This window comes from Streptomyces sp. NBC_00162 (assembly GCF_024611995.1).
In the GTDB taxonomy this organism is placed as follows: Bacteria; Actinomycetota; Actinomycetes; order Streptomycetales; family Streptomycetaceae; genus Streptomyces.
The window spans coordinates 186,248-209,305 of sequence record NZ_CP102510.1; the positions used below are offsets into that span (position 1 = coordinate 186,248).

The window sequence follows — 23,058 nt, forward strand, 5'->3', positions numbered from 1 at the left end:
TCCGCGGGGACCTGAAAGCTCGCGGTGGCCGCGCAGAGAGGCTCGATGGTGTCGAATACAAACCAGGACCGGATGCAGGCTGCCTTGCCGGCGATCCGCGCGTTGCAGAAGCGTGCGGCGGACCTCGAGGCGAAGCAGTCCGAGCCGATCGCGGTCGTGTCGATGGCATGCCGCCTCCCTGGTGGTATCGACACCCCGGAGGGCTTCTGGGAGCTGCTCGCCTCGGGCGGCGACGCCGTCGGCGGCCTGCCCTCGCGCTGGACCGGGCTGGACCTGTACGACCCGGATCCCGAGGCCGTCGGCAAGACGTACTCCCAGGACGGCGGATTCCTCGACGGAGCCGAGGACTTCGACGCCTCGTTCTTCGGCATCTCGCCGCGCGAGGCCGTCTCCATGGACCCGCAGCAGCGCCTCGTCCTGGAGGCCTCGTGGGAGGCCCTCGAACGGGCCGGCATCCGCCCGGACTCGCTGATGGAGAGCCGTACGGGCGTCTACCTCGGCACGATGAGCTCCGACTACGGCCACCTGGGCCGCGATCTGGACGCCCTCGACGGCTACGTGAGCACGGGCAAGGCGTCCAGCGTGGTGTCCGGCCGCGTCTCCTACACGCTGGGCCTCCAGGGCCCGGCCGTCACCGTCGACACGGCCTGCTCCTCCTCGCTGGTCGCCCTGCACCTGGCGGTGCAGGCCCTGCGGCAGGGCGAGTGCGAACTCGCCCTCGCGGGCGGCGTCACCATCATGAGCGCCCCCTCCCTCTTCGTGGAGTTCTCCCGCCTGAAGGGCATGGCGGCCGACGGCCGCTGCAAGTCCTTCTCGGCGGGCGCCGACGGCGCGGGCTGGGCCGAGGGCGTGGGCGTGATCGCCCTCAAGCGGCTGTCGGCCGCCCAGCGGGACGGCGACCGCGTATTGGCCGTGATCCGCGGCTCGGCCGTCAACCAGGACGGTCGCAGTCAGGGCCTGACCGCGCCGAACGGTCCCTCGCAGCAGCGGGTGATCCAGGACGCGCTGGCCGCCGCCCGGCTGACCCCGGCGGACATCGACGCGGTCGAGGCGCACGGCACGGGCACCTCGCTGGGCGACCCGATCGAGGCGGGCGCGCTCGCCGAGGTCTTCGGGCCGGGGCGCGAGGCGGACCGGCCGGTCTACCTGGGCTCGTCGAAGTCGAACATCGGGCACGCGCAGGCGGCTGCCGGTGTCATCGGTGTGATCAAGATGGTTCTGGCGCTGGAGCACGGCGTGCTCCCGAAGACCCTGCACGCCGAGGAGCCCAGCCCGCACATCGAGTGGAAGAGCAGCGGGCTCGAGCTGCTGAACGACGCGCGTGCGTGGGAGCGGGGCGCGGAGCGCACCCGCCGCGCGGGCGTCTCGTCCTTCGGCCTGAGCGGTACCAACGCCCACGTGGTGCTGGAGGAGGCCCCGGCCCGGGAGGCCGCCGAACCGGCTGCCGACGTGCCGGCCGGTCCCCTTCCGCTGGTCGTCTCCGGCCGTGACGAGGCTGCCCTGCGCGAACAGGCGGGCCGTTGGGCGGACTGGCTGTCCGGGCGCACCGAGCTTCCGCCGGCTGATGTGGCGGTGACGGCTGCCCGTCACCGTTCGCACTTCGAGTCGCGGGCGAGTGTGGTCGCGGCCGACACCGAGGGCCTGGTGGAGGCGCTGCGCGCGCTGGCCGAGGGCACTGCGCACGACGCGGTGGTGACGGGCTCGGCCGCGCGTCGCGGCAAGGTCGTCTTCGTCTACCCGGGTCAGGGCTCGCAGTGGGTCGGCATGGGGCGTGAACTCCTCGCCCGGAATCCGGTCTTCGCCGAGACCATCGACGCCTGTGATGCCGCGCTGCGTCCGTTCACTGGTTGGTCGGTGCGTGAGGTGCTCGCCGGTGAGGAGGGTGACCACCCGCCGTTCGACCGGGTGGACGTGGTCCAGCCCGCCCTCTTCGCCATGGGCGTGGGCCTTTCCGCCGTCTGGCGTTCCCTCGGTGTCGAGCCCTCCGCCGTTGTGGGTCACTCGCAGGGTGAGGTCGTCGCCGCTGTGGTGAGCGGTGCTCTCACTCTGGAGCAGGGCTCGCAGATCGTGGCCCAGCGCTCGCAGGCGGTTCTTGCCTGCGCGGGTCAGGGCGGTATGGCTCTGATCGAGCGTCCGGTGGCCGAGGTCGAGGAGTTCGTGGCCCCGTACGGCGAGGCGCTGTCCGTAGCCGCGGTGAACACCGCTGGTTCGACGGTGATCTCGGGCCAGGCCGACGCGATCGTGAAGATCGTGGCGGAGCTGTCCGAGCAGAACGTCTACGCGCGCAAGATCAATGTGGACTACGCGTCCCACAACGCCCAGATGGACCCCCTCCTCCCCGGTCTCGCCGCCGGCTTCGAGGGGATCGCTCCGACCGGTACGGACATCGCCTTCTACTCGACGGTGACCGGCCAGGTCGCCGCCGGCACGGACCTGAACGGCACCTACTGGTGCCGCAACCTGCGCGAACCCGTCCGCTTCGACCGGGCCCTGAACCAGCTCCTCGACGACGGCCACGGCGTGTTCGTCGAGATCTCCGCCCACCCCGTTCTGTCCATGCCGTTGACCGACGGCAGCGCGGAGCGCGGCGGGATCGTCGTCGGCTCCCTCGCCCGCCGGCACGGCGAGCCGGCCCAGTTGCTCCGCAACCTCGGCCTGCTCCACGTCCAGGGCCACAACCTGAACTGGGACCGGGTACTCGGCGCCGGCACCGGAAACCTCGTCCCCCTCCCCACCTACGCCTTCCAGCGTGAGCGCTACTGGCTCGAGTCCGACGAGCGGGCAGGCGACGTCCGTTCGCTGGGCCTCACCGCCTCGGCGCACCCCTGGCTCGGCGCGGCCACCGCGCTGGCCGACGGCGAGGGATACCTCTTCACCGGCCGGCTCTCCTCCGCGCAGTACCCCTGGCTCCGGGAGCACGCGGCCTTCGGTACGCCGCTCGTCCCCGGCACCGGCCTGCTCGAGCTCGTCCTCACCGCCGCCCACCACGTGGGCGCCCCCGGCGTCTCCGAACTCGTCCTCACCGAGCCGCTGCTGCTCGGCACGGACGGGGCGATCCGCCTCCAGGTCGCCGTCGGCGCCCCCGACAGCACCGGCCGCCGCCCCGTCGCGGTCTACAGCCTCCCGGAGAACGCCGCCGACGACGCCCCGTGGCGCCGGCACGCGGCCGGCTCCCTCTCCCACGCGCCGACCGCCGACAGCGACACCTTCGCCGAGCTGGCCCAGTGGCCCGTCCCCGGCACCCAGCCCGTCGACCTCGAAGGGTTCTACGACCGCCTCCGCGCCCGCGGCCTCGACTACGGCCCCGCCTTCCAGGGCCTGACCGAGCTCCACCGCGCCGGCGACACCGCGTACGCCCGGGTCCAACTGCCGGAGGGGCTGAAGGCCGACGAGTTCGGCATACACCCCGCCCTCCTCGACGCGGCCCTGCACGCCCTGGTCGGCGTCCAGGACACGAGCACCGGGACCGACGCCTCGCAGGTGCTGCTCCCGTTCGAGTGGACGGGCGTCGAGCTCCTCGCCGCCGGAGCCACCGAGCTCCGCGTACGCGTCGCACTCGACCCCCGGCAGAACAGCGTGCGCGTCACCGCCACCGATCCGTCCGGCCGGCCCGTCGCCCACGCCGACGGACTCCAGCTGCGCGCCGCGGGCGCCGAGCAGCTCAAGGCCACCGAGACCGTCGACCACCTCTACCAGGTCGCCTTCCAGGCCCCGCCCGTGCTGGAGGAGGCCCCGCAGGACGGCCCGACCTGGGTCCTGGGCGACGACACGCTCGGCTTCGACGCCGCCCACCCGGACGCGGACGCACTGCTCGCCGCCGTCTCCGCCCTCGGCACCGACGAGGACGCCCCGGACCGCCTCCTCGTCGACGCCACCCGCCTGATCGGCACGACCGCCCTCGCGGAGGCCACCGCCGGGCTGGAGCTGCTGCAGCGCCTCCTCGCCGAGCCCCGCCTCGAACGGACCGAGCTGATCTGGCTGACCCGGGGCGCGGTCCACGCCGACGGCCCCGTACGCGACCTCGTCCGCGCGGGCCTGTGGGGACTGCTGCGCACGGCCCGCAGCGAGCACGCCGACCGGGTGATCCGCCTCGTCGACATCGACGCCGAGCCGTCCGCCGTGGCGGCGGACGTGGCGCGCGCCCTGTCGGTCACCGGTGAGCCGGAGCTGGCGGTGCGCGGTGGTGAGATCCGGGTGGCGCGTCTGGTGCGTGCGGAGGTCGGCGGTGAGCTGCCGGAGTTCGCGGCGGACGGATCCGTCCTGGTGACGGGTGGTACCGGTGAGCTGGGTCGGGCGGTTGCCCGTCATCTGGTGTCGGTGCACGGCGTACGGCATCTCGTACTGACGTCCCGGCGCGGTATGGAGGCTCCGGGGGCCGGCGAGCTGGTGGCCGAGCTGGAGTCGGCCGGCGCCGAGTCCGTACGGATCGTTGCGGCCGATGTCTCCGACCGCAGCCAGGCGCAGGCCCTCCTGGCGGCGCCCGAGCGCCCCTGGACGGGCGTGTTCCACCTGGCTGCCGTACTGGACGATGGTCTGCTGGTCTCGCAGGACGCGGAGCGTCTGGCCCGGGTCTGGCAGCCGAAGGCGGAAGCCGCGCTCCACCTCCACGAGCTGACGCAGGGTCTGGACCTGGCCGCGTTCGTGCTCTTCTCCTCCGCCGCCGGCGTCCTCGGCGGCGCGGGCCAGAGCAACTACGCCGCCGCGAACACCTTCCTGGACGCCCTGGCCGCCCAGCGCCGTGCCGACGGACTTCCCGCGACGAGCCTGTCGTGGGGACTGTGGCAGCAGGCCGGGCAGGGCCTCACTGCCACCCTCGGCCAGGCCGAACTCGCCCGGCTCCGCCGCCAGGGCGTCGCCGCTCTGAGCGAGGCACAGGGCCTGGCGGCCCTGGACGCGGCCCTGGCTTCGGCCCAGCCGCACCTGGTCCCCGTACGTCTCGAACTCACCTCGCTCCAGCGCGAGCTGGACGGGGGCGCGGCGGTTGCGGCGCTGTTCCGCGGTCTGCTGCGCGCCCGACGCCAGCGGGCCGGGCAGTCCGCCGGCACGCCGACCGGCCTGCGCGACCAGCTGGCCGCCCAGCCCGAGGCCGAGCGGCTCACGTCGCTGATCCGGCTGGTGCAGCGCGAGGCGGCCGTGGTCCTCGGTGTCGCGACCGCTGACGGGATCGGTGCGCAGCAGGTCCTCAAGGAGCTCGGGATCGACTCCCTGATGGCCGTGGAGCTGCGTCGCCGCCTGTCGTCCGAGACCGGGGTCACGCTGCCCTCGACGCTCGCGTTCGACTACCCGACGCCGACCGCCATCGCCGGCCTGCTGCTCGACAAGCTGGACCTGACCACCGGCAAGGCCAAGGCGAAGGCCAACGCGCTGCGCCACACCGCGACCGCCCCGGCGGCCGACGACCCGATCGCGGTCGTGTCGATGGCCTGTCGCCTGCCCGGCGGGATCGACACCCCGGAGGGCTTCTGGGAGCTGCTCGCCTCCGGCGGCGACGCCGTCGGCAGCCTGCCCTCGCGCTGGGACAGCCTCGGGGTCTACGACCCCGACCCGGAGGCCGTCGGCAAGAGCTACTCGCGCGAAGGCGGCTTCATCCAGGACGTCGAGCGCTTCGACGCCTCGTTCTTCGGCATCTCGCGGCGCGAGGCCGTCTCCATGGACCCGCAGCAGCGCCTGGTCCTGGAGACCTCGTGGGAGGCCCTGGAGCGGGCGGGCATCCGCCCCGACTCGCTCAGCGAGAGCCGCACCGGCGTCTACCTCGGCGCCATGACCTCCGACTACGGGCACATGGGTCACGACCTGGACGCCCTCGACGGCTACACCAGCACGGGCTACGCCTCCAGCGTCGTCTCCGGCCGCGTCTCGTACGCGCTGGGCCTCCAGGGCCCGGCCGTCACCGTCGACACCGCCTGCTCCTCCTCGCTGGTGGCCCTGCACCTGGCGGCGGGTGCCCTGCGCCAGGGCGAGTGCGAACTCGCCCTCGTCGGCGGCGTCACCGTCATGAACAGCCCCGCTCTCTTCGTGGAGTTCTCCCGTCTGAAGGGCATGGCTCCGGACGGCCGCTGCAAGTCCTTCTCGGCGCAGGCCGACGGCGCCGGCTGGGCCGAGGGCGTCGGCATCCTCGTCCTCAAGCGGCTGTCCGCCGCCGAGCGCGACGGGGACGAGGTCCTGGCCGTGATCCGCGGCTCCGCCGTCAACCAGGACGGCCGCAGCCAGGGCCTGACCGCGCCGAACGGCCCCTCGCAGCAGCGGGTGGTCCAGGAAGCCCTGGAAGCGGCGCGCCTGACCCCCGTCGACATCGACGCGATCGAGGCGCACGGTACGGGCACCTCGCTGGGTGACCCGATCGAGGCCGGCGCGCTGGCCGAGGTCTTCGGCCCCGACCGGGAGGAGGACCGGCCCGTCTACCTGGGCTCCTCCAAGTCGAACATCGGGCACGCGCAGGCCGCCGCGGGCGTGGTCGGCGTGATGAAGATGATCCTCGCCCTCCAGCACGAGACCCTGCCCAAGACCCTGTACGTCGACGAGCCCAGCCCGCACATCGCATGGGACGGCAGCGGCCTCGAGCTGCTGAACGAGGCGCGCCCGTGGGAGCGGGCCGCGCGGCGCACCCGCCGCGCGGGCGTCTCCTCCTTCGGCCTGAGCGGTACGAACGCCCACGTGATCGTGGAGGAGCCGCCCGCGGCGACTCCCGTGCCGGGCGCCACCGCCGCTGCGGATGCACCGCTTCCGGTGGTCGTCTCCGGCCGTGACGAGGCTGCGCTGCGCGAGCAGGCGGGCCGTTGGGCGGACTGGCTGTCTTCCGGGCGCACTGACCTTCCGCTGGCTGACGTGGCGATCACTGCCGCCCGCCACCGTTCGCACTTCGAGTCGCGGGCCAGTGTCGTGGCCGCGGACTCCGCCGGGCTGGTGGAGGCGCTGCGCGCGCTGGCCGGGGGCGACTCCCACGACGCGGTGGTGACCGGGGCCGCGCGTGAGCGCGGGAAGGTCGTCTTCGTGTACCCGGGCCAGGGCTCGCAGTGGGTGGGCATGGGCCGTGAACTCCTCGCCTCCAGTGCCGTGTTCGCGGAGACGATCGACGCGTGTGATGCCGCTCTGCGTCCGTTCACGTGCTGGTCGGTGCGTGAGGTGCTCTCCGGTGAGGAGGGTGACCACCCGCCGTTCGACCGGGTGGACGTGGTCCAGCCCGCCCTCTTCGCCATGGGAATGGGCCTGTCCGCCGTCTGGCGTTCGCTGGGCGTGGAGCCTTCTGCGGTCGTCGGCCACTCGCAGGGCGAGGTCGTCGCCGCTGTGGTGAGCGGTGCTCTGACTTTGGAGCAGGGCTCGCAGATCGTCGCCCAGCGCTCGCAGGCGGTTCTCGCCTGCGCCGGCCAGGGCGGTATGGCCCTGATCGAGCGCCCGCTGGCCGAGGTGGAAGGGTTCCTCGCCCCCTACGGCGACGCCCTGTCCGTCGCCGCGGTCAACACCACCGGCTCGACGATCATCTCCGGTGTGGCGGACGCGATCACCAAAATCGTCGCGGAGCTCTCCGACCAGAACGTCTACGCCCGCAAGATCAATGTGGACTACGCCTCCCACAACGCCCAGATGGACCCCCTCCTCCCCGATCTCGCCGCCGGCTTCGAGGGCCTGGTCCCGTCCCGGACGGACATCGCCCTCTACTCCACGGTGACCGGCCAGGTCGCCGATGGCACCGAGCTGGACGGCACGTACTGGTGCCGGAACCTGCGTGAGCCGGTGCGCTTCGACCGGGCCCTGAACCAGCTCCTGGACGACGGCCACGGCGTGTTCGTCGAGATCAGTGCCCACCCGGTGCTGGCCATGCCGTTGACCGACGGCAGCGCGGAGCGCGGCGGCATCGTCGTCGGCTCCCTCGCCCGCCGGCACGGCGAGCCGGCCCAGTTGCTCCGCAACCTCGGCCTCCTCCACGTCCAGGGCCACGACCTGAACTGGGACCGCGTCCTCGGAACCGCCACCGGCAGCCTCGTACCGCTCCCCACCTACGCCTTCCAGCGCGAGCACTACTGGCTCGAGGCCGCCAAGCCCACCGGCAACGTCCGCTCCGTCGGCCTCGACGTGCCCGAGCACCCGTGGCTCGGCGCGGTCACCGCGCTGGCCGACGGCGAAGGACACGTCTTCACCGGCCGGATCTCGCTCGCCGAGCACCCCTGGCTGGCACAGCACGCGGCCTTCGGGACCGTACTCGTCCCCGGCACCGGCCTGCTCGAACTGGCCCTCACCGCCGCCCACCACGTCGGCGCGGAGTCGGTCGAGGAGCTCACCCTGCTGGAGCCGCTGACCCTGACCGAGGACTCGGCCGTCCGGCTCCAGGTGGTGGTCGGCCCGTCCGACGCCACCGGCCGCCGCCCGGTCACCGTCTACAGCCGTCCGGACGAGACCTCCGACTCCGGCTGGCGCCGCCACGCCACCGGCGAACTCGCGGAATCCGCGGAGGCACCCGCCCCCGCCGACGCCGAGGCGTTCGCCGAGCTGGCGCAGTGGCCGGTCGCGGGCGCCGAGTCCGTCGATCTGAACGGTTTCTACACGGGCTTCCGTGAGCGCGGCCTGGACTACGGTCCGGCGTTCCAAGGTCTGACGGAGCTGTGGCGCAAGGGCGACACCGCGTACGGACTCATCCGTCTGCCCGAAGGCTTGGCCGCTGACGACTTCGGTGTTCACCCGGCCCTTCTCGACGCCGCGCTCCACACCCTCATGGGCGTACGCGGCCAGGACGAGAACGACCGGCAGGTACTGCTCCCGTTCGAGTGGACCGGCGTCGAACTCCTCGCCGCCGGTGCCACCGAGCTCCGCGTGCGGATCGACCTGGACGACACCCGCACCAACACCCGCATCTGGGTCGCCGACCCAGCCGGGCAGCCCGTCGTCCGGGCCCGCGGCCTCGCGATCCGCGAGGCGAGCGCCGAGCAGATCCGGGCCGGCGAGCGGGCCGAGCACCTCTACCGCGTCGACTTCGCCGCCCGCGGCGCGCTGGCGCACGAGGACGCCCCGGCGGGCGGCACATGGATTCTCGGCGACAACGCCGGGATGTTCGCAACATTGGAGGCCGACTATGTGGCTGATGTGGATGTACTCCTTGCCCAGATCGATGAGCGGGCCGAACTACCCCTTCGACTGGTACTGGATGCGACGCGAGGGATAGGGCACGGCGCGCAGCAGCAGACCGCATCCGCTCTCGGAACGCTCCAGCGTCTGCTCGCAGAACCCCGGCTGGCCGGGGCCGAGCTCGTCTGGGTGACCCGCTCGGCCGTGGACACGGGCGACGGTGTAGCCGACCTGGCCCACGCCCCGCTGTGGGGCCTGGTCCGGGCGGCCCGCGCCGAACACGCCGACCGTGTGATCCGCCTCATCGACCTCGGCCCCGACGGCGGAGCCGATGACGCCCTGCTGCCCCAGGCCCTGTCGGTCACCGGTGAGCCGGAGCTGGCGGTGCGCGGTGGTGAGATCCGGGTGGCGCGTCTGGTGCGTGCGGAGGTCGGCGGTGAGCTGCCGGAGTTCGCGGCGGACGGATCCGTTCTGGTGACGGGTGGTACGGGTGAGCTGGGTCGGGCGGTTGCCCGTCATCTGGTGTCGGTGCACGGCGTACGGCATCTCGTACTGACGTCCCGGCGCGGTATGGAGGCTCCGGGGGCCGGTGAGCTGGTGGCCGAGCTGGAGTCGGCCGGCGCCGAGAGCGTACGGATCCTCGCGGCCGATGTCTCGGACCGCAGCCAGGCCGAAGCACTCCTGGCAGCGCCCGAGCGCCCCTGGACGGGCGTGTTCCACCTGGCTGCCGTACTGGACGATGGTCTGCTCGTCTCGCAGGACGCGGAGCGTCTGGCCCGTGTCTGGCAGCCGAAGGCCGAAGCAGCCCTTCACCTGCACGAGCTGACGCAGGGCTTGGACCTTGCGGCGTTCGTGTTGTTCTCCTCGGCTGCCGGTGTTCTCGGTGGTGCGGGTCAGAGCAACTACGCGGCGGCGAACACCTTCCTGGACGCTCTCGCGGCCCACCGCCGTGCCGATGGCCTTCCCGCGACGAGCCTGTCGTGGGGACTGTGGCAGCAGGCCGGGCAAGGCCTCACTGCCACCCTCGGACAGGCCGAACTCGCCCGCATGCGCAGGCGCGGCATCGCCGCCCTCAGCGAACCGCAGGCCCTGGCGGCCATGGACGCGGCCCTGGCTTCGGCCCAGCCGCACCTGGTCCCCGTACGCCTCGAACTCACGCCGCTGCAACGCGAGCTGGACAACGGCGGCGACGCCCCCGCCCTGCTGCGCGGCCTCCTGCGCGCCCCGCGCAAGCGCGCGGGCGGCGAGGCGGCGACCGGCGGGAACGGACTGCGGGAGCAGCTGACCGCCCTGCCGGAAGGCGAGCGACTGCCGCGGCTCGCCCAGCTCGTGCAGCGCGAGGCAGCCGTGGTACTCGGCGCCTCCGGCACCGCAGGCGTCGGCGCGCAGCAGGTACTCAAGGAGCTCGGCATGGACTCCCTGATGGCCGTCGAGCTGCGCCGCCGCCTCTCCGCCGAGACCGGCATCTCGCTGCCCTCCACGCTCGCCTTCGACTACCCGACGCCCACCGCCATCGCCGGCCTGCTCCTCGACAAGCTGGCCGTGGGAGCCGGGGGAGCGGCACGGACCGGACAGCGTGTGACGAAGAACCAGATCGACAACCTCGTGGAACTCCTGCGTTCCGCGACACCGAAACAACTCGAGGAGCCGGGCCTGGCCGCCGGGCTGCTGGCCCTGCGGGACGGCCTGGCCAAGGCCTCCGCCGCGTCCGGACCGGCCGACGCAGCAGAAGCCGCCGAGACCGAAGCCGAACTCGGCGGCGACAGCACCGATGACCTCCTTCAGTTCCTGGATCGCAAGCTTGGAGTGAGTGAATGAGCGCGTCCGAAGTCGAGAAGCTCGAAAAGCTCGAGGCGTACCTGCGGCGCACGGCGAACGCGCTCGTCGAGACCGAGAAGGAACTCAACGCCGAGCGGGCCTCACGTACGGAGCCGATCGCGGTCGTGTCGATGGCCTGCCGCCTGCCCGGCGGGATCGACACCCCGGAGGGTTTCTGGGAGCTGCTCGCCTCCGGCGGCGACGCCGTCGGCGGCCTGCCGTCCCGCTGGGACAGCCTCGGGGTTTACGACCCGGACCCGGAGGCCGTCGGCAAGAGCTACGCCCGCGAGGGCGGCTTCATCGACGGAGCCGAGGGCTTCGACGCCCCGTTCTTCGGCATCTCGCCGCGTGAGGCGCTGTCGATGGACCCGCAGCAGCGGCTCGTCCTGGAGACCTCGTGGGAGGCCCTCGAACGGGCCGGCGTCCGCCCCGACTCGCTCAGCGAGAGCCGTACGGGCGTCTACCTCGGCACGATGAGCTCCGACTACGGCAACCAGCAGGGCCACGACCTCAACGCCCTCGACGGGTACAGCACCGGCAACGCGAGCAGCGTCGTCTCGGGCCGCGTCTCCTACACGCTGGGCCTCCAGGGCCCGGCCGTCACCGTCGACACCGCCTGCTCCTCCTCGCTCGTCTCCATCCACCTGGCCGTCCAGGCCCTTCGCCAGGGCGAGTGCGAGCTCGCCCTGGCCGGCGGCGTAACCGTGATGAGCACCCCGGCGCTGTTCGTGGAGTTCTCCCGGCTGAAGGGCATGGCGGCCGACGGCCGCTGCAAGTCGTTCTCGGCGGGCGCCGACGGCGCGGGCTGGGCCGAGGGCGCGGGCGTGATCGTCCTGAAGAAGCTGTCGGCCGCGCAGCGAGACGGAGACCCGGTCCTGGCCGTCATCCGCGGCTCCGCCGTCAACCAGGACGGCCGCAGCCAGGGTCTGACCGCCCCCAACGGCCCCTCGCAGCAGCGCGTCATCCACGACGCCCTGGAAGCGGCCCGGCTGACCCCCGCCGACATCGACGCGATCGAGGCGCACGGCACCGGCACCCCGCTCGGCGACCCGATCGAAGCGGGCGCGCTGGCCGAGGTCTTCGGCCCCGACCGGGACGGGAAGCGTCCCGTCTACCTGGGCTCCTCCAAGTCGAACATCGGGCACGCGCAGGCGGCTGCCGGTGTCATCGGCGTGATCAAGATGGTCCTCGCGCTCGAGCACGGCGTGCTCCCGAAGACCCTGCACGCCGAGGAGCCCAGCCCGCACATCGAGTGGAAGAGCAGCGGGCTCGAGCTGCTGAACGACGCGCGTGCGTGGGAGCGGGGCGCGGAGCGCACCCGCCGCGCGGGCGTCTCGTCCTTCGGCCTGAGCGGTACCAACGCCCACGTGGTGCTGGAGGAGCCCCCGACGGCCACCCAGGCCCCGTCCGGCGAACCGACCGGAGCAGCACCGCTTCCGGTGGTCGTCTCCGGGCGCGACGAGGCTGCGCTGCGCGAGCAGGCGGGCCGTTGGGCGGACTGGCTGTCTTCCGGGCGCATTGAGCTTCCGCTGGCTGACGTGGCGGTGACGGCTGCCCGGCATCGTTCGCACTTCGAGTCGCGGGCGAGTGTGGTGGCGGCCGACTCCGCCGGTCTGGTGGAGGCGCTGCGCGCGCTGGCCGAGGGTGACTCGCACGACGCGGTGGTGACCGGGAGCGCGCAGGAGCGCGGCAAGGTCGTCTTCGTCTACCCGGGTCAGGGCAGCCAGTGGGTCGGCATGGGCCGGGAACTCCTCGCGCAGAACCCGGTCTTCGCCGAAACGATCGATGCGTGTGACGCGGCTCTGCGTCCGTTCACTGGTTGGTCGGTGCGTGAGGTCTTGGCGGGGGAGGAGGGTGACCACCCGCCGTTCGACCGGGTGGACGTGGTCCAGCCCGCCCTCTTCGCGATGGGTGTGGGCCTCTCGGCGGTCTGGCGTTCCCTCGGGGTCGAGCCTTCGGCCGTCGTCGGTCACTCGCAAGGTGAGGTCGTCGCCGCTGTAGTGAGCGGTGCTCTCACTCTGGAGCAGGGCTCGCAGATCGTGGCCCAGCGATCCCAGGCGGTTCTTGCCTGTGCGGGCCAGGGCGGTATGGCTCTGATCGAGCGCCCGGTGGCCGAGGTCGAGGAGTTCCTCGCCCCGTACGGCGAGGCGCTGTCCGTAGCCGCGGTGAACACCTCCGGCTCGACGGTGATCTCGGGCCAGGCCGACGCGATCACCAAGATCGTCGCCGAGCTGTCCGAGCAGAACGTCTACGCCCGCAAGATCAACGTGGACTACGCGTCCCACAACGCCCAGATGGACCCGCTGCTCCCCGCCCTTGCGGACGGCTTCACGGGGATCGTCCCGACCGGTACGGACATTGCCTTCTACTCGACGGTGACCGGCCAGGTCGCCGATGGCACCGCCCTCGACGGCACGTACTGGTGCCGCAACCTCCGTGAGCCGGTGCGCTTCGACCGCGCTCTGAACCAGCTCCTCGACGACGGCCACGGCGTGTTCGTCGAGATCTCCGCCCACCCCGTCCTATCCATGCCGTTGACCGACGGCAGCGCCGAGCGCGGCGGGATCGTGGTCGGCTCCCTCGCCCGTCAGCACGGCGAGCCGGCCCAGTTGCTCCGCAACCTCGGCCTGCTCCACGTCCAGGGCCACACCCTCGACTGGGATCGCGTACTCGGCGCCGGAAGCCTCGTACAGCTCCCCTCGTACGCCTTCCAGCGCGCGCAGTACTGGATCGACACCCCGAAGACCTCGGGCGACGTGCGCGGGGTCGGTCTCGACGTCTCCGACCACCCGTGGCTCGGCGCCGTCACATCCCTCGCCGACGGAGAAGGGCACCTCTTCACCGGCCGGATCTCGCTCGCCGAGCACCCCTGGCTGGCCGGCCACGCGGCCTTCGGCTCGGTCCTCGTCCCCGGCACCGGCCTGCTCGAACTGGCCCTCACCGCCGCCCACCACGTGGGCGCTCCCGGGGTTGCCGAACTCGTCCTCACCGAGCCGCTGTTGCTCGGTACGGACGGCGCCGTCCGCCTGCAGGTCGCCGTCGGCGCGCCCGACAGCACCGGCCGCCGCCCGGTCACCGTCTACAGCCGGCCCGAGGGCAGTGACGAGGAATGGCGCCGTCACGCCACCGGCGAACTCGCGGAAGCCGCAGACGTCACCGACCCCACCGAGGGCGACACGTTCGCCGAGCTGGCCCAGTGGCCGGTCGCGGGCGCCGAGTCCGTCGATCTCGACGGTTTCTACGAGGGATTCCGCGCCCGCGGCCTGGACTACGGGCCCGCATTCCAGGGCCTGACGGAACTCTGGCGCAAGGGCGACACGGCGTACGGACTCATCCGTCTCCCCGAAGGCCTGACCGCCGACGACTTCGGCGTTCACCCCGCCCTCCTCGACGCCGCGCTCCACACCCTCATGGGCGTACGCGACGAAGAGGCACGGCAGCGCGTGTTCATGCCGTTCGAGTGGACCGGCGTCGAACTGCTCGCCGCCGGTGCCACCGAGCTCCGCGTACGCATCGACGTCGCGTCCGGCGTGGACGAGCACCTCGCCCTCACCGTCGCCGACGGCGCCGGCCACCCCGTCGTCCGCGCCCGCGGCCTCGCGATCCGCGAGGCGAGCGCCGAGCAGATCCGGGCCGGCGAGCGGGCCGAGCACCTGTACCACGTCGAGTTCCGCCCCACCCGGACCCCGGGCGACGCGGAGCCGGCCGGCGAGACCTGGGCCCTCGAGGCCGACGCCGCGATCGCCGCCGCCCTCGGCGCGCACGTGTTCGCGGACGTCGACGCGCTCCTCACCCACCTCGCCGAAGGAGTCGACGCCCCGGCCCGCGTCCTCGTGGACGCCACCGGCGACGCTCCTGCCGCCGACGCCCGCGAGCTGACCGCCTCCACGCTCGGAACCCTTCAGCTCCTGCTGGCCGAGCCGCGCCTCGAACAGACCGAGCTCGTCTGGCTGACCCGCTGTGCCGTCGACGCGGGCGACGGAGTGGCCGACCTGGCCCACGCCGCCCTGTGGGGCCTTCTCCGGGCGGCCCGCGCCGAGCACGCCGACCGCGTGATCCGCCTCGTCGACCTCGGCAACGACCGGGCCCGGGACGACCTCGCGCTGGCCCCGGCCCTCACCCTCACCGACGAGCCCGAAATCGCTCTCCGCGACGGGGAGATCCGTACCGCCCGCCTCGTCCGCACGGCCAAGGCGTCCGACGCACCGCGCCTGAACCCCGACGGTTCCGTTCTGGTGACGGGTGGTACGGGCGAGCTGGGTCGGGCGGTTGCCCGTCACCTGGTGACCGTCCACGGCGTACGGCATCTCGTACTGTCGTCCCGGCGCGGCCCGGAGGCTCCGGGGGCCGCGGATCTCGTCGCCGAACTGGAGGCGGCCGGCGCCGAGACCGTACGGATCCTCGCGGCCGATGTCTCCGACCGCACCCAGGCGGAAGCCCTCCTGGCGGATACGGATCGCCCCTGGACGGGCGTGTTCCACCTGGCCGCCGTACTGGACGATGGTCTGCTCGTCTCGCAGGACGCGGAGCGTCTGGCCCGTGTCTGGCAGCCCAAGGCGGAAGCCGCCCTTCACCTCCATGAGCTCACGCAGGGCCTGGATCTGGCTGCCTTCGTTCTGTTCTCCTCGGCTGCCGGTGTTCTCGGTGGTGCGGGTCAGAGCAACTACGCGGCGGCGAACACCTTCCTGGACGCCCTGGCGGCCCACCGCCGGGCCGATGGCCTTCCGGCGACGAGCCTGTCGTGGGGTCTGTGGCAGCAGGCAGGCCAGGGTCTGACCGCCGCCCTCGGCCAGGCCGAACTCGCCCGCATGCGCCGCATGGGCATCGGTGCGCTCACCGAGCAGCAGGGCCTCGCGGCCCTCGACACCGCCCTCGGCTCCCCGCACCCGCACCTGGTCCCGGTCAAGCTCGACCTGGTCACCCTGCAACGGCGCCCCGACGAAGTGCCCGCCCTGCTGCGGGCCCTCGTCCGTGCCCCGAAGAAGCGCGTCGGCGGGGCGGCAACCGCTCCCTCCGGCCTGCGTGAGCAGCTGGCGGCGCAGCCGGCGGCCGAGCGGCTGTCGTCGCTGGTCCGGCTGGTGCAGCGCGAGGCCGCCGTGGTCCTGGGCGTTGCGACCGCCGACGGGATCGGCGCGCAGCAGGTCCTCAAGGAGCTCGGCATCGACTCCCTGATGGCCGTCGAACTGCGGCGCAGGCTGTCTTCCGAGACCGGCGTCCCGCTTCCGTCCACGCTCGCCTTCGACTACCCGACGCCCACCGCCATCGCCGGCCTGCTCCTCGACAAGCTGGACCTGACGACCGGCAAGCCCAAGCAGAACCAGAAGTCGAAGACGCTCCGGCACGCCCCCGCCCCGGCGGCCGACGACCCGATCGCCGTCGTCTCCATGGCCTGCCGCCTCCCCGGCGGCATCGACACCCCCGAGGCGTACTGGAACCTCCTCGCCTCGGGCAGCGACGCGATCAGCGAACTGCCCTCGCGCTGGGACAGCCTCGGGGTCTACGACCCGGACCCGGAGGCCGTCGGCAAGAGCTACGCCCGCGAGGGCGGCTTCATCGAGGCCGCCGCGGACTTCGACGCGGCCTTCTTCGGAATCTCGCAGCGCGAGGCGCTGTCGATGGACCCGCAGCAGCGCCTCGTCCTGGAGACCGCCTGGGAGGCCCTGGAGCGGGCCGGTATCCGTCCCGGCTCGCTCAGCGAGAGCCGTACGGGCGTCTACCTCGGCGCGATGAGCTCCGACTACGGCGAGCAGGGCCGCGAACTCGACGCGTTCGACGGGTACGTGAGCACGGGCAACGCCTCCAGCGTCGTCTCCGGCCGCGTCTCGTACGCGCTGGGCCTCCAGGGCCCGGCCGTCACCGTCGACACCGCCTGCTCCTCCTCCCTCGTCTCCCTCCACCTCGCCGCGAGCGCCCTGCGCCAGGGCGAGTGCGAACTCGCCCTCGTCGGCGGCGTCACCGTCATGAGCACGCCCCGGCTGTTCGTGGAGTTCTCCCGCCTCAAGGGCATGGCCCCCGACGGCCGCTGCAAGTCCTTCTCCGCCCTGGCGGACGGCGCGGGCTGGTCCGACGGCGTCGGCATCCTCGTCCTCAAGCGGCTGTCCGCCGCCGAGCGCGACGGGGACCGCGTCCTGGCCGTCATCCGTGGCTCGGCCGTCAACCAGGACGGCCGCAGCCAGGGCCTCACCGCCCCCAACGGCCCGGCTCAGCAGCGCGTCATCCTCGACGCCCTGGAAGCGGCCCGGCTGACCCCCGCCGACATCGACGCCGTCGAGGCGCACGGCACCGGCACCCCGCTCGGCGACCCGATCGAAGCGGGCGCGCTGGCCGAGGTCTTCGGCCCCGACCGCGACGAGAACCGTCCCGTCTACCTGGGCTCCTCCAAGTCGAACATCGGGCACGCGCAGGCTGCCGCCGGTGTCGCGGGCGTCATGAAGATGATCCTCGCCCTCCAGCACGAGACCCTGCCCAAGACCCTCTACGTCGACGAGCCCAGCCCGCACATCGCCTGGGACGGCAGCGGCCTGGAACTCCTCCGCGACGCCCGGCCGTGGACCCGGGAGGCCGCGCGCACGCGCCGCGCGGGCGTCTCCTCCTTCGGCCTCAGCGGCACCAACGCCCACGTCGTCCTCGAAGAGCCCCCGGCCGCCGTTCCGGCCCCGCCCGCCACGGCGACCGGAGCAATCGCAGCGACCGGAGCGACCGAAGCGACCGAAGCGACGGAACCGGCCATAGCGACCGAAGCGACCGAAGCGACTCAAGCGACCAACGCACCTCTTCCCCTGGTCCTCTCCGGCCGCGACGAGGCGGCCCTGCGCACGCAGGCCGCCCGCTGGGCCGACTGGCTCGAGGGCCACCCCGACGTGCCGCCGGCCGACCTCGCGTACACGGCGGCCCGCCACCGCACGCACTTCGAGCACCGCGCTGCCCTCACGGTGACCACCACCGCCGAAGCGGTCACCGCGCTGCGCGCCCTCGCCGACGGCCGCACCCCCGCGGGCGCCGCCGAAGGCACCGCCGCCGACGGCCCCCTCGCCGTACTCTTCACCGGCCAGGGCAGCCAGCGCCCCGGCATGGGCCGTGCCCTGCACGCCGCCCTGCCGGTGTTCCGGCAGGCCTTCGACGCGGTCTGCGCCGCGCTCGACCCGCACCTGGACCAGCCGCTGGCCGCGCTCGTCCTCGGCGGCTCCGCACTCGTCCACGAGACCGAGTACGCCCAGCCCGCCCTGTTCGCCGTCGAGACTGCGCTCTTCCGCCAGTGGGAGGCCTGGGGCGTGCGCCCCGCCGCGGTCGCCGGCCACTCCATCGGCGAACTCGCCGCCGCCCACGTCGCCGGGGTCCTCACCCTGGACGACGCGGCCCGCCTGGTCGCCGCCCGCGGCCGCCTGATGCAGGCCTGCGAGCGCGGCGGAGCCATGGCGTCCGTGGAAGCCTCGGAGGCCGAGGTCATCGAGGCCCTCGACACCCTCGAAGTGCGGGCGGGCGCCGCCCAGCGCATCTCGATCGCCGGCATCAACGGGCCCGCGCAGACCGTCGTCAGCGGTGACGAGGCCGCCGTGGCCGCCGTCGCCGGCTGGTTCACCGAACTCGGCCGCCGCACCCGCCGTCTGACGGTCTCCCACGCCTTCCACTCCCCGCACATGGACGCCATGCTCGACGCCTACCGGCAGGTGGCCGAGGAGATCACCTTCGCGGCCCCGCGGATCCCGGTCGTCTCCACGGTCACCGGCACCCGGATGGGCCCGGACCTCGCACCGGGCGAAGGCCTGCGCTCCGCCGCCTACTGGGTCCGGCAGGTCCGCGACGCCGTGCGCTTCCTCGACGCGGTACGGACCCTCGAGGCCGACGGCATCGGCCGCCACCTCGAATGCGGCCCGGGCGCCGTGCTGGCCGCCATGGGCGCCGCGTGCGTCACCGACCCCGCCGTGTTCGTCGCCTCCCAGCGCGCGCCCAAGGACCCCGACCAGGCCCCGGACGAGGTCCGCGCCCTCGTCGAGGCCCTCGGCGCGCTGCACGTCAGCGGCCAGGAACCCGACTGGGATCAGGTCTTCACCGACCGGCCCGCCCCCGCCCGCGCGGCCGAACTGGCCGCAGGCCTGCCCACGTACGCCTTCCAGCGCGAGCGCTTCTGGCTCGAGCCCGCCCGCGGCACCGCCCGCGGCGCCCGCGATACCGGTCTCGTACCGGCCGGGCACCCCTGGCTCGCCGCCGTCCTGACGCTCGCCGACGGCGAGGGCCAGCTGCTCTCCGGCCGGCTCTCGCTCGCCGACCACCCCTGGCTGGCCGACCACGCCGTCTTCGGCAGCGTCCTCGTGCCCGGCACCGGCCTGCTCGACCTCGCGCTGGCCGCCGCCCGGGCCGTCGGCTCCGAGCGGGTCGCCGAACTCACCCTCGCCCAGCCGCTCGTCCTCGCCACCGGCGAACCCCTGCGGCTCCAGGTCAAGGTCGGCGCCCCGGATGCCGAAGGACGGCGGAAGATCGCCGTCCACAGCCAGCCGGAGGCATCCGCCGACCCGGCCGCCTGGACCCTGCACGCCTCCGGCGAACTCGCCGACGACCCCGCCGCCGAGACCCCCGAGGGCCTCGCCGAACTGGCCCACTGGCCGGTCCCGGGAGCCGAGCCCGTCGCACTCGACGGCTTCTACGAGCAGCTCGGCGGCGAGGGCCTCGCCTACGGCCCCGCCTTCCGCGGCCTGACCGCCCTCGCCCGCCAGGGTGACGTCGCCTACGGCCACGTCACCCTGCCCGAGCCGCTGCGCCAGGGCGTCGACGGCCACGGAGTGCACCCCGCGCTCCTGGACGCGGCCCTGCACGTCCTGGCCGGCGTCACCCCCGGATCCGAGCAGCCCGAGGGCACCGTGCTGCTCCCCTTCGCCTGGACCGACGTCACCCTGTACGCCACGGACAGCACCGAACTGCGCGTCCGCATCGCCCTGGACCCGCGGGAGCCCGCGGACGACGCGCGGTCCGCCGCCGCCGGCCTCGGCGCGACCGTCCTGGTCACCGACGCCACCGGCGAGCCCGTCCTGTCGGGCGCGCTCCAGATCCGGCAGGCCTCCGCCGAGCAGCTGAAGGTCACCCGCTCCGAAGGCGACCACCTCTACCGCGTCGACTTCCAGCCGGTGGCCGAGCCCGCCCAGGCCGCCGCCCCGCGGCCCGCGACCACCCTGGTGATCGGCGGCACCGGAGCCCTCGCCGAGACCCTCGGCGCCACCTGGTCGGCGGGCCCCGAGCCGCTGCTCGCCGACGGGCCCGCCCCCGAGCGCATCGTCGTCGACGCGACCACCACCGGGCCGGCCGACGCCGCCGAGCCGGCCACCCTGGCCGCGCTGGACCTCGTACAGCACCTGCTCACCGAGAAGACCGCGGAATCCGAGCTGGTCTGGATCACCCGCGACGCCGTCGCGGCCCGCCCCGAGGACACCGTGTCCGATCTCGCCCACGCCCCGCTGTGGGGCCTGGTGCGGGCCGTGCGCGGCGAGGTCCCCGACCGCACCCTGCGCCTGGTCGACCTCGACACCGCCACCCCCGACCGGGAGGCCCTCGCCGCCGCCCTCGCGACCGGCGACGAACCCGAACTGGTCCTGCGCGGCGGCGCCCTGTTCGCCCCCCGGCTCGTGCGCACCACGCGCGCCACGGCCGCCCACGGCGGCGAGGCCCTCACCCCGCCCGCCGGCGACGGACCCTGGCACCTGGACATCCGCGAGAAGGGCAGCATCGACAGCCTCGAACTCGTCACCGTCCCGGCAGCCGGCCCGCTCGGCCCCCACGAGGTACGCGTCGCCGTCCGCGCCGCGGGCATGAACTTCCGCGACGTCCTCAACGCGCTCGGCATGGTCGCCACGCCCAAGCTGGGCCTGGAGTTCGCCGGCACCGTCCTCGAGACCGGATCCGCCGTCACCCACCTGCGCCCGGGCGACCGGGCCATGGGCCTCGCGCTCGGCGCCTTCGGCACCGAGGTCCGCGGCGACGGCCACCTCATGGCCGAGCTGCCCGACACCCTCACCTTCGAGGAGGGCGCGACGATCCCGCTCGCCTTCCTCACCGCGTACTACGCCCTCACCGACCTCGGAGCGCTGCGCCCCGGCGAGAAGCTCCTCGTCCACGCGGCGGCCGGCGGCGTCGGCATGGCCGCCGTCCAGCTCGCCCACCACCTGGGTGCCGAGGTCTACGGAACGGCCAGCCACCCCAAGTGGGACGCGCTGCGCGCCCTCGGACTGCCTGACGAGCGCATCGCCTCCTCCCGCGACACCGCCTTCGAGCAGCGGTGGCTGACCGCCACCGGCGGGGCCGGCTTCGACGCCGTGCTGAACTCCCTCGCCGGGGAGTTCACCGACGCCTCGCTGCGCCTGCTGCCGCACGGCGGCCGCTTCCTGGAGATGGGCAAGACCGACATCCGCGAAGCCGCCGCCGTCGCCGCCGCCCACCCGGGCGTCGCCTACAGCGCCTTCGACCTGATGTCGCTGGAGCCCGAGCACCTGCACCGGATGCTCACCGAGCTGTCCACCCTGCTCGCCGACCGGGTGATCGCCCCGCTGCCCTACCTCGCCTACGACGTACGGGAGGCCCCCGCGGCCTTCCGCCACATGGCGCAGGGCCGCCACACCGGCAAGCTGGTCCTCACCGTCGGCCGGGCGCTCGACCCGGAAGGCGTCGTCCTGCTCACCGGCGGCACCGGCGAACTCGGCCGCAACCTGGCCGCGCACCTGGTCGCCGAACACGGTGTCCGCCACCTCGTCCTGACCTCCCGCCAGGGCATGGCCGCTCCCGGCGCGCAGGATCTGGTGGCCGACCTCGAAGCCGCCGGCGCGGCCGGCGTGCGCATCCTGGCCTGCGACGTCTCGGACCGCGACGCGGTGGCCGGCCTGCTCGCCGAGGCCGGCAGCGAGCGCCCGCTGACGGGCGTGGTGCACCTCGCGGCCGTGATCGACGACGGCGTCGTGCACAACCAGACGCCCGAGCGGTTCGCCCGCGTCCTCGCCCCCAAGCTGGCGGGAGCCCGGCACCTGCACGAGCTCACCCGCGAGCTGGACCTGGCCGCCTTCGTCCTGTTCTCCTCGGTCGCCGGCACCCTCGGCTCGCCGGGCCAGTCCAACTACGGCGCCGCGAACGCCTTCCTGGACGCCCTCGCCGCCCACCGGCACAAGCTCGGCCTGCCCGCCACCAGCCTCGCCTGGGGCCTGTGGGCGCAGGGCGGCGCCGGAATGACCGCGCAGCTCGGCGAGGCGGAACTCGCCCGGATGCGCCGCCAGGGCGCCCAGGCCCTGACCGCCGCCGAGGGCCTCGCCCTCTTCGACGCGGCCCTGGCCCGCCCCGAACCGCACCTGGTGCCGCTCAAGCTCGACACGGCCCGCCTCGCGTCCGACGACTCCGGGGCGCGCCCGCCGGCCCTGCTGCGGGCCCTGGTCCGTACGCAGCCCAGGAAGGCCAAGGAGGCCGCCGAGCGCGGTTCGGCCTTCCGGGACCGGCTGGCCGCCCTGCCCGGCGAGGAACGCGAGGCGGAACTGCGCAAGTTCGTCCAGCAGGAGGTGACCGCGGTCCTTGGCCTGTCCGGCAGCGTCCCGCTCGACAAGCCCATGCGGGAGTTCGGCTGGGACTCCCTGATGGCCGTCGAGCTCAAGAACCGCCTCGCCCGCCACACACAGGTGGCCGTCCCCAACACGCTCGCCTTCGACTACCCCACGCCGCGCGCCATCGCCGGCTACCTGCACGGCAAGCTCTCCTTCGACGGCTTCGGCGGCGCACCGCAGAGCGCGGCCGTCGCCGACACCCCGCCGCAGGACCCGGCCCAGGCCGCCCAGTGGGCGGTGGCCCGGATCGGCGTCGAACGGCTGCGCCAGAGCGGCCTGCTGGACCGGCTGCTGGAACTGGCCGCACCCGCCACCGCCAAGGCCGAGGCCCCGGCCGACGCCCTGCAGACCGCCCAGGAACTGACCGACGACGAGATGGACGCGGCCCTGGACGCGGTTCTCGGCGGTATCTGACCCCCGGGGCCGGCCTCCCCCCGGGCCGGCCCCGGGCCCCTTCCCCCCACCGCGGTTCCCCGCCGCGAACCCGACCGACAACCCCTCAGCGCGCCGTCCTCCTCACGGCCCGCCTGGGCAAGCGCCACGAGGTCCAGCGGCCTGCACCCGTCGCCGCGCGGGCCCGCAAGCTGCCGTCCCTGTCCTTTCAGCCGTTCCGCGC

General features: G+C 73.7%; 2 protein-coding genes. Both read left to right on the plus strand.

Going from position 1 to position 23,058, the window contains the following annotated elements:
* The first annotated feature begins 48 nt into the window (after nt 1-48).
* Nucleotides 49-10,875 (plus strand): beta-ketoacyl synthase N-terminal-like domain-containing protein, encoded by a 10,827-nt coding sequence (locus JIW86_RS40675; RefSeq protein WP_416237715.1) that lies wholly within the window; start codon nt 49-51, stop codon nt 10,873-10,875.
* A complete protein-coding gene (locus JIW86_RS40680; protein WP_257559762.1) occupies nt 10,872-22,856 on the plus strand; it encodes a type I polyketide synthase in 11,985 nt (3,994 codons plus the stop codon). Before JIW86_RS40675 ends, JIW86_RS40680 begins: the two co-directional genes overlap by 4 nt.
* The last annotated feature ends 202 nt before the right edge of the window (nt 22,857-23,058 follow it).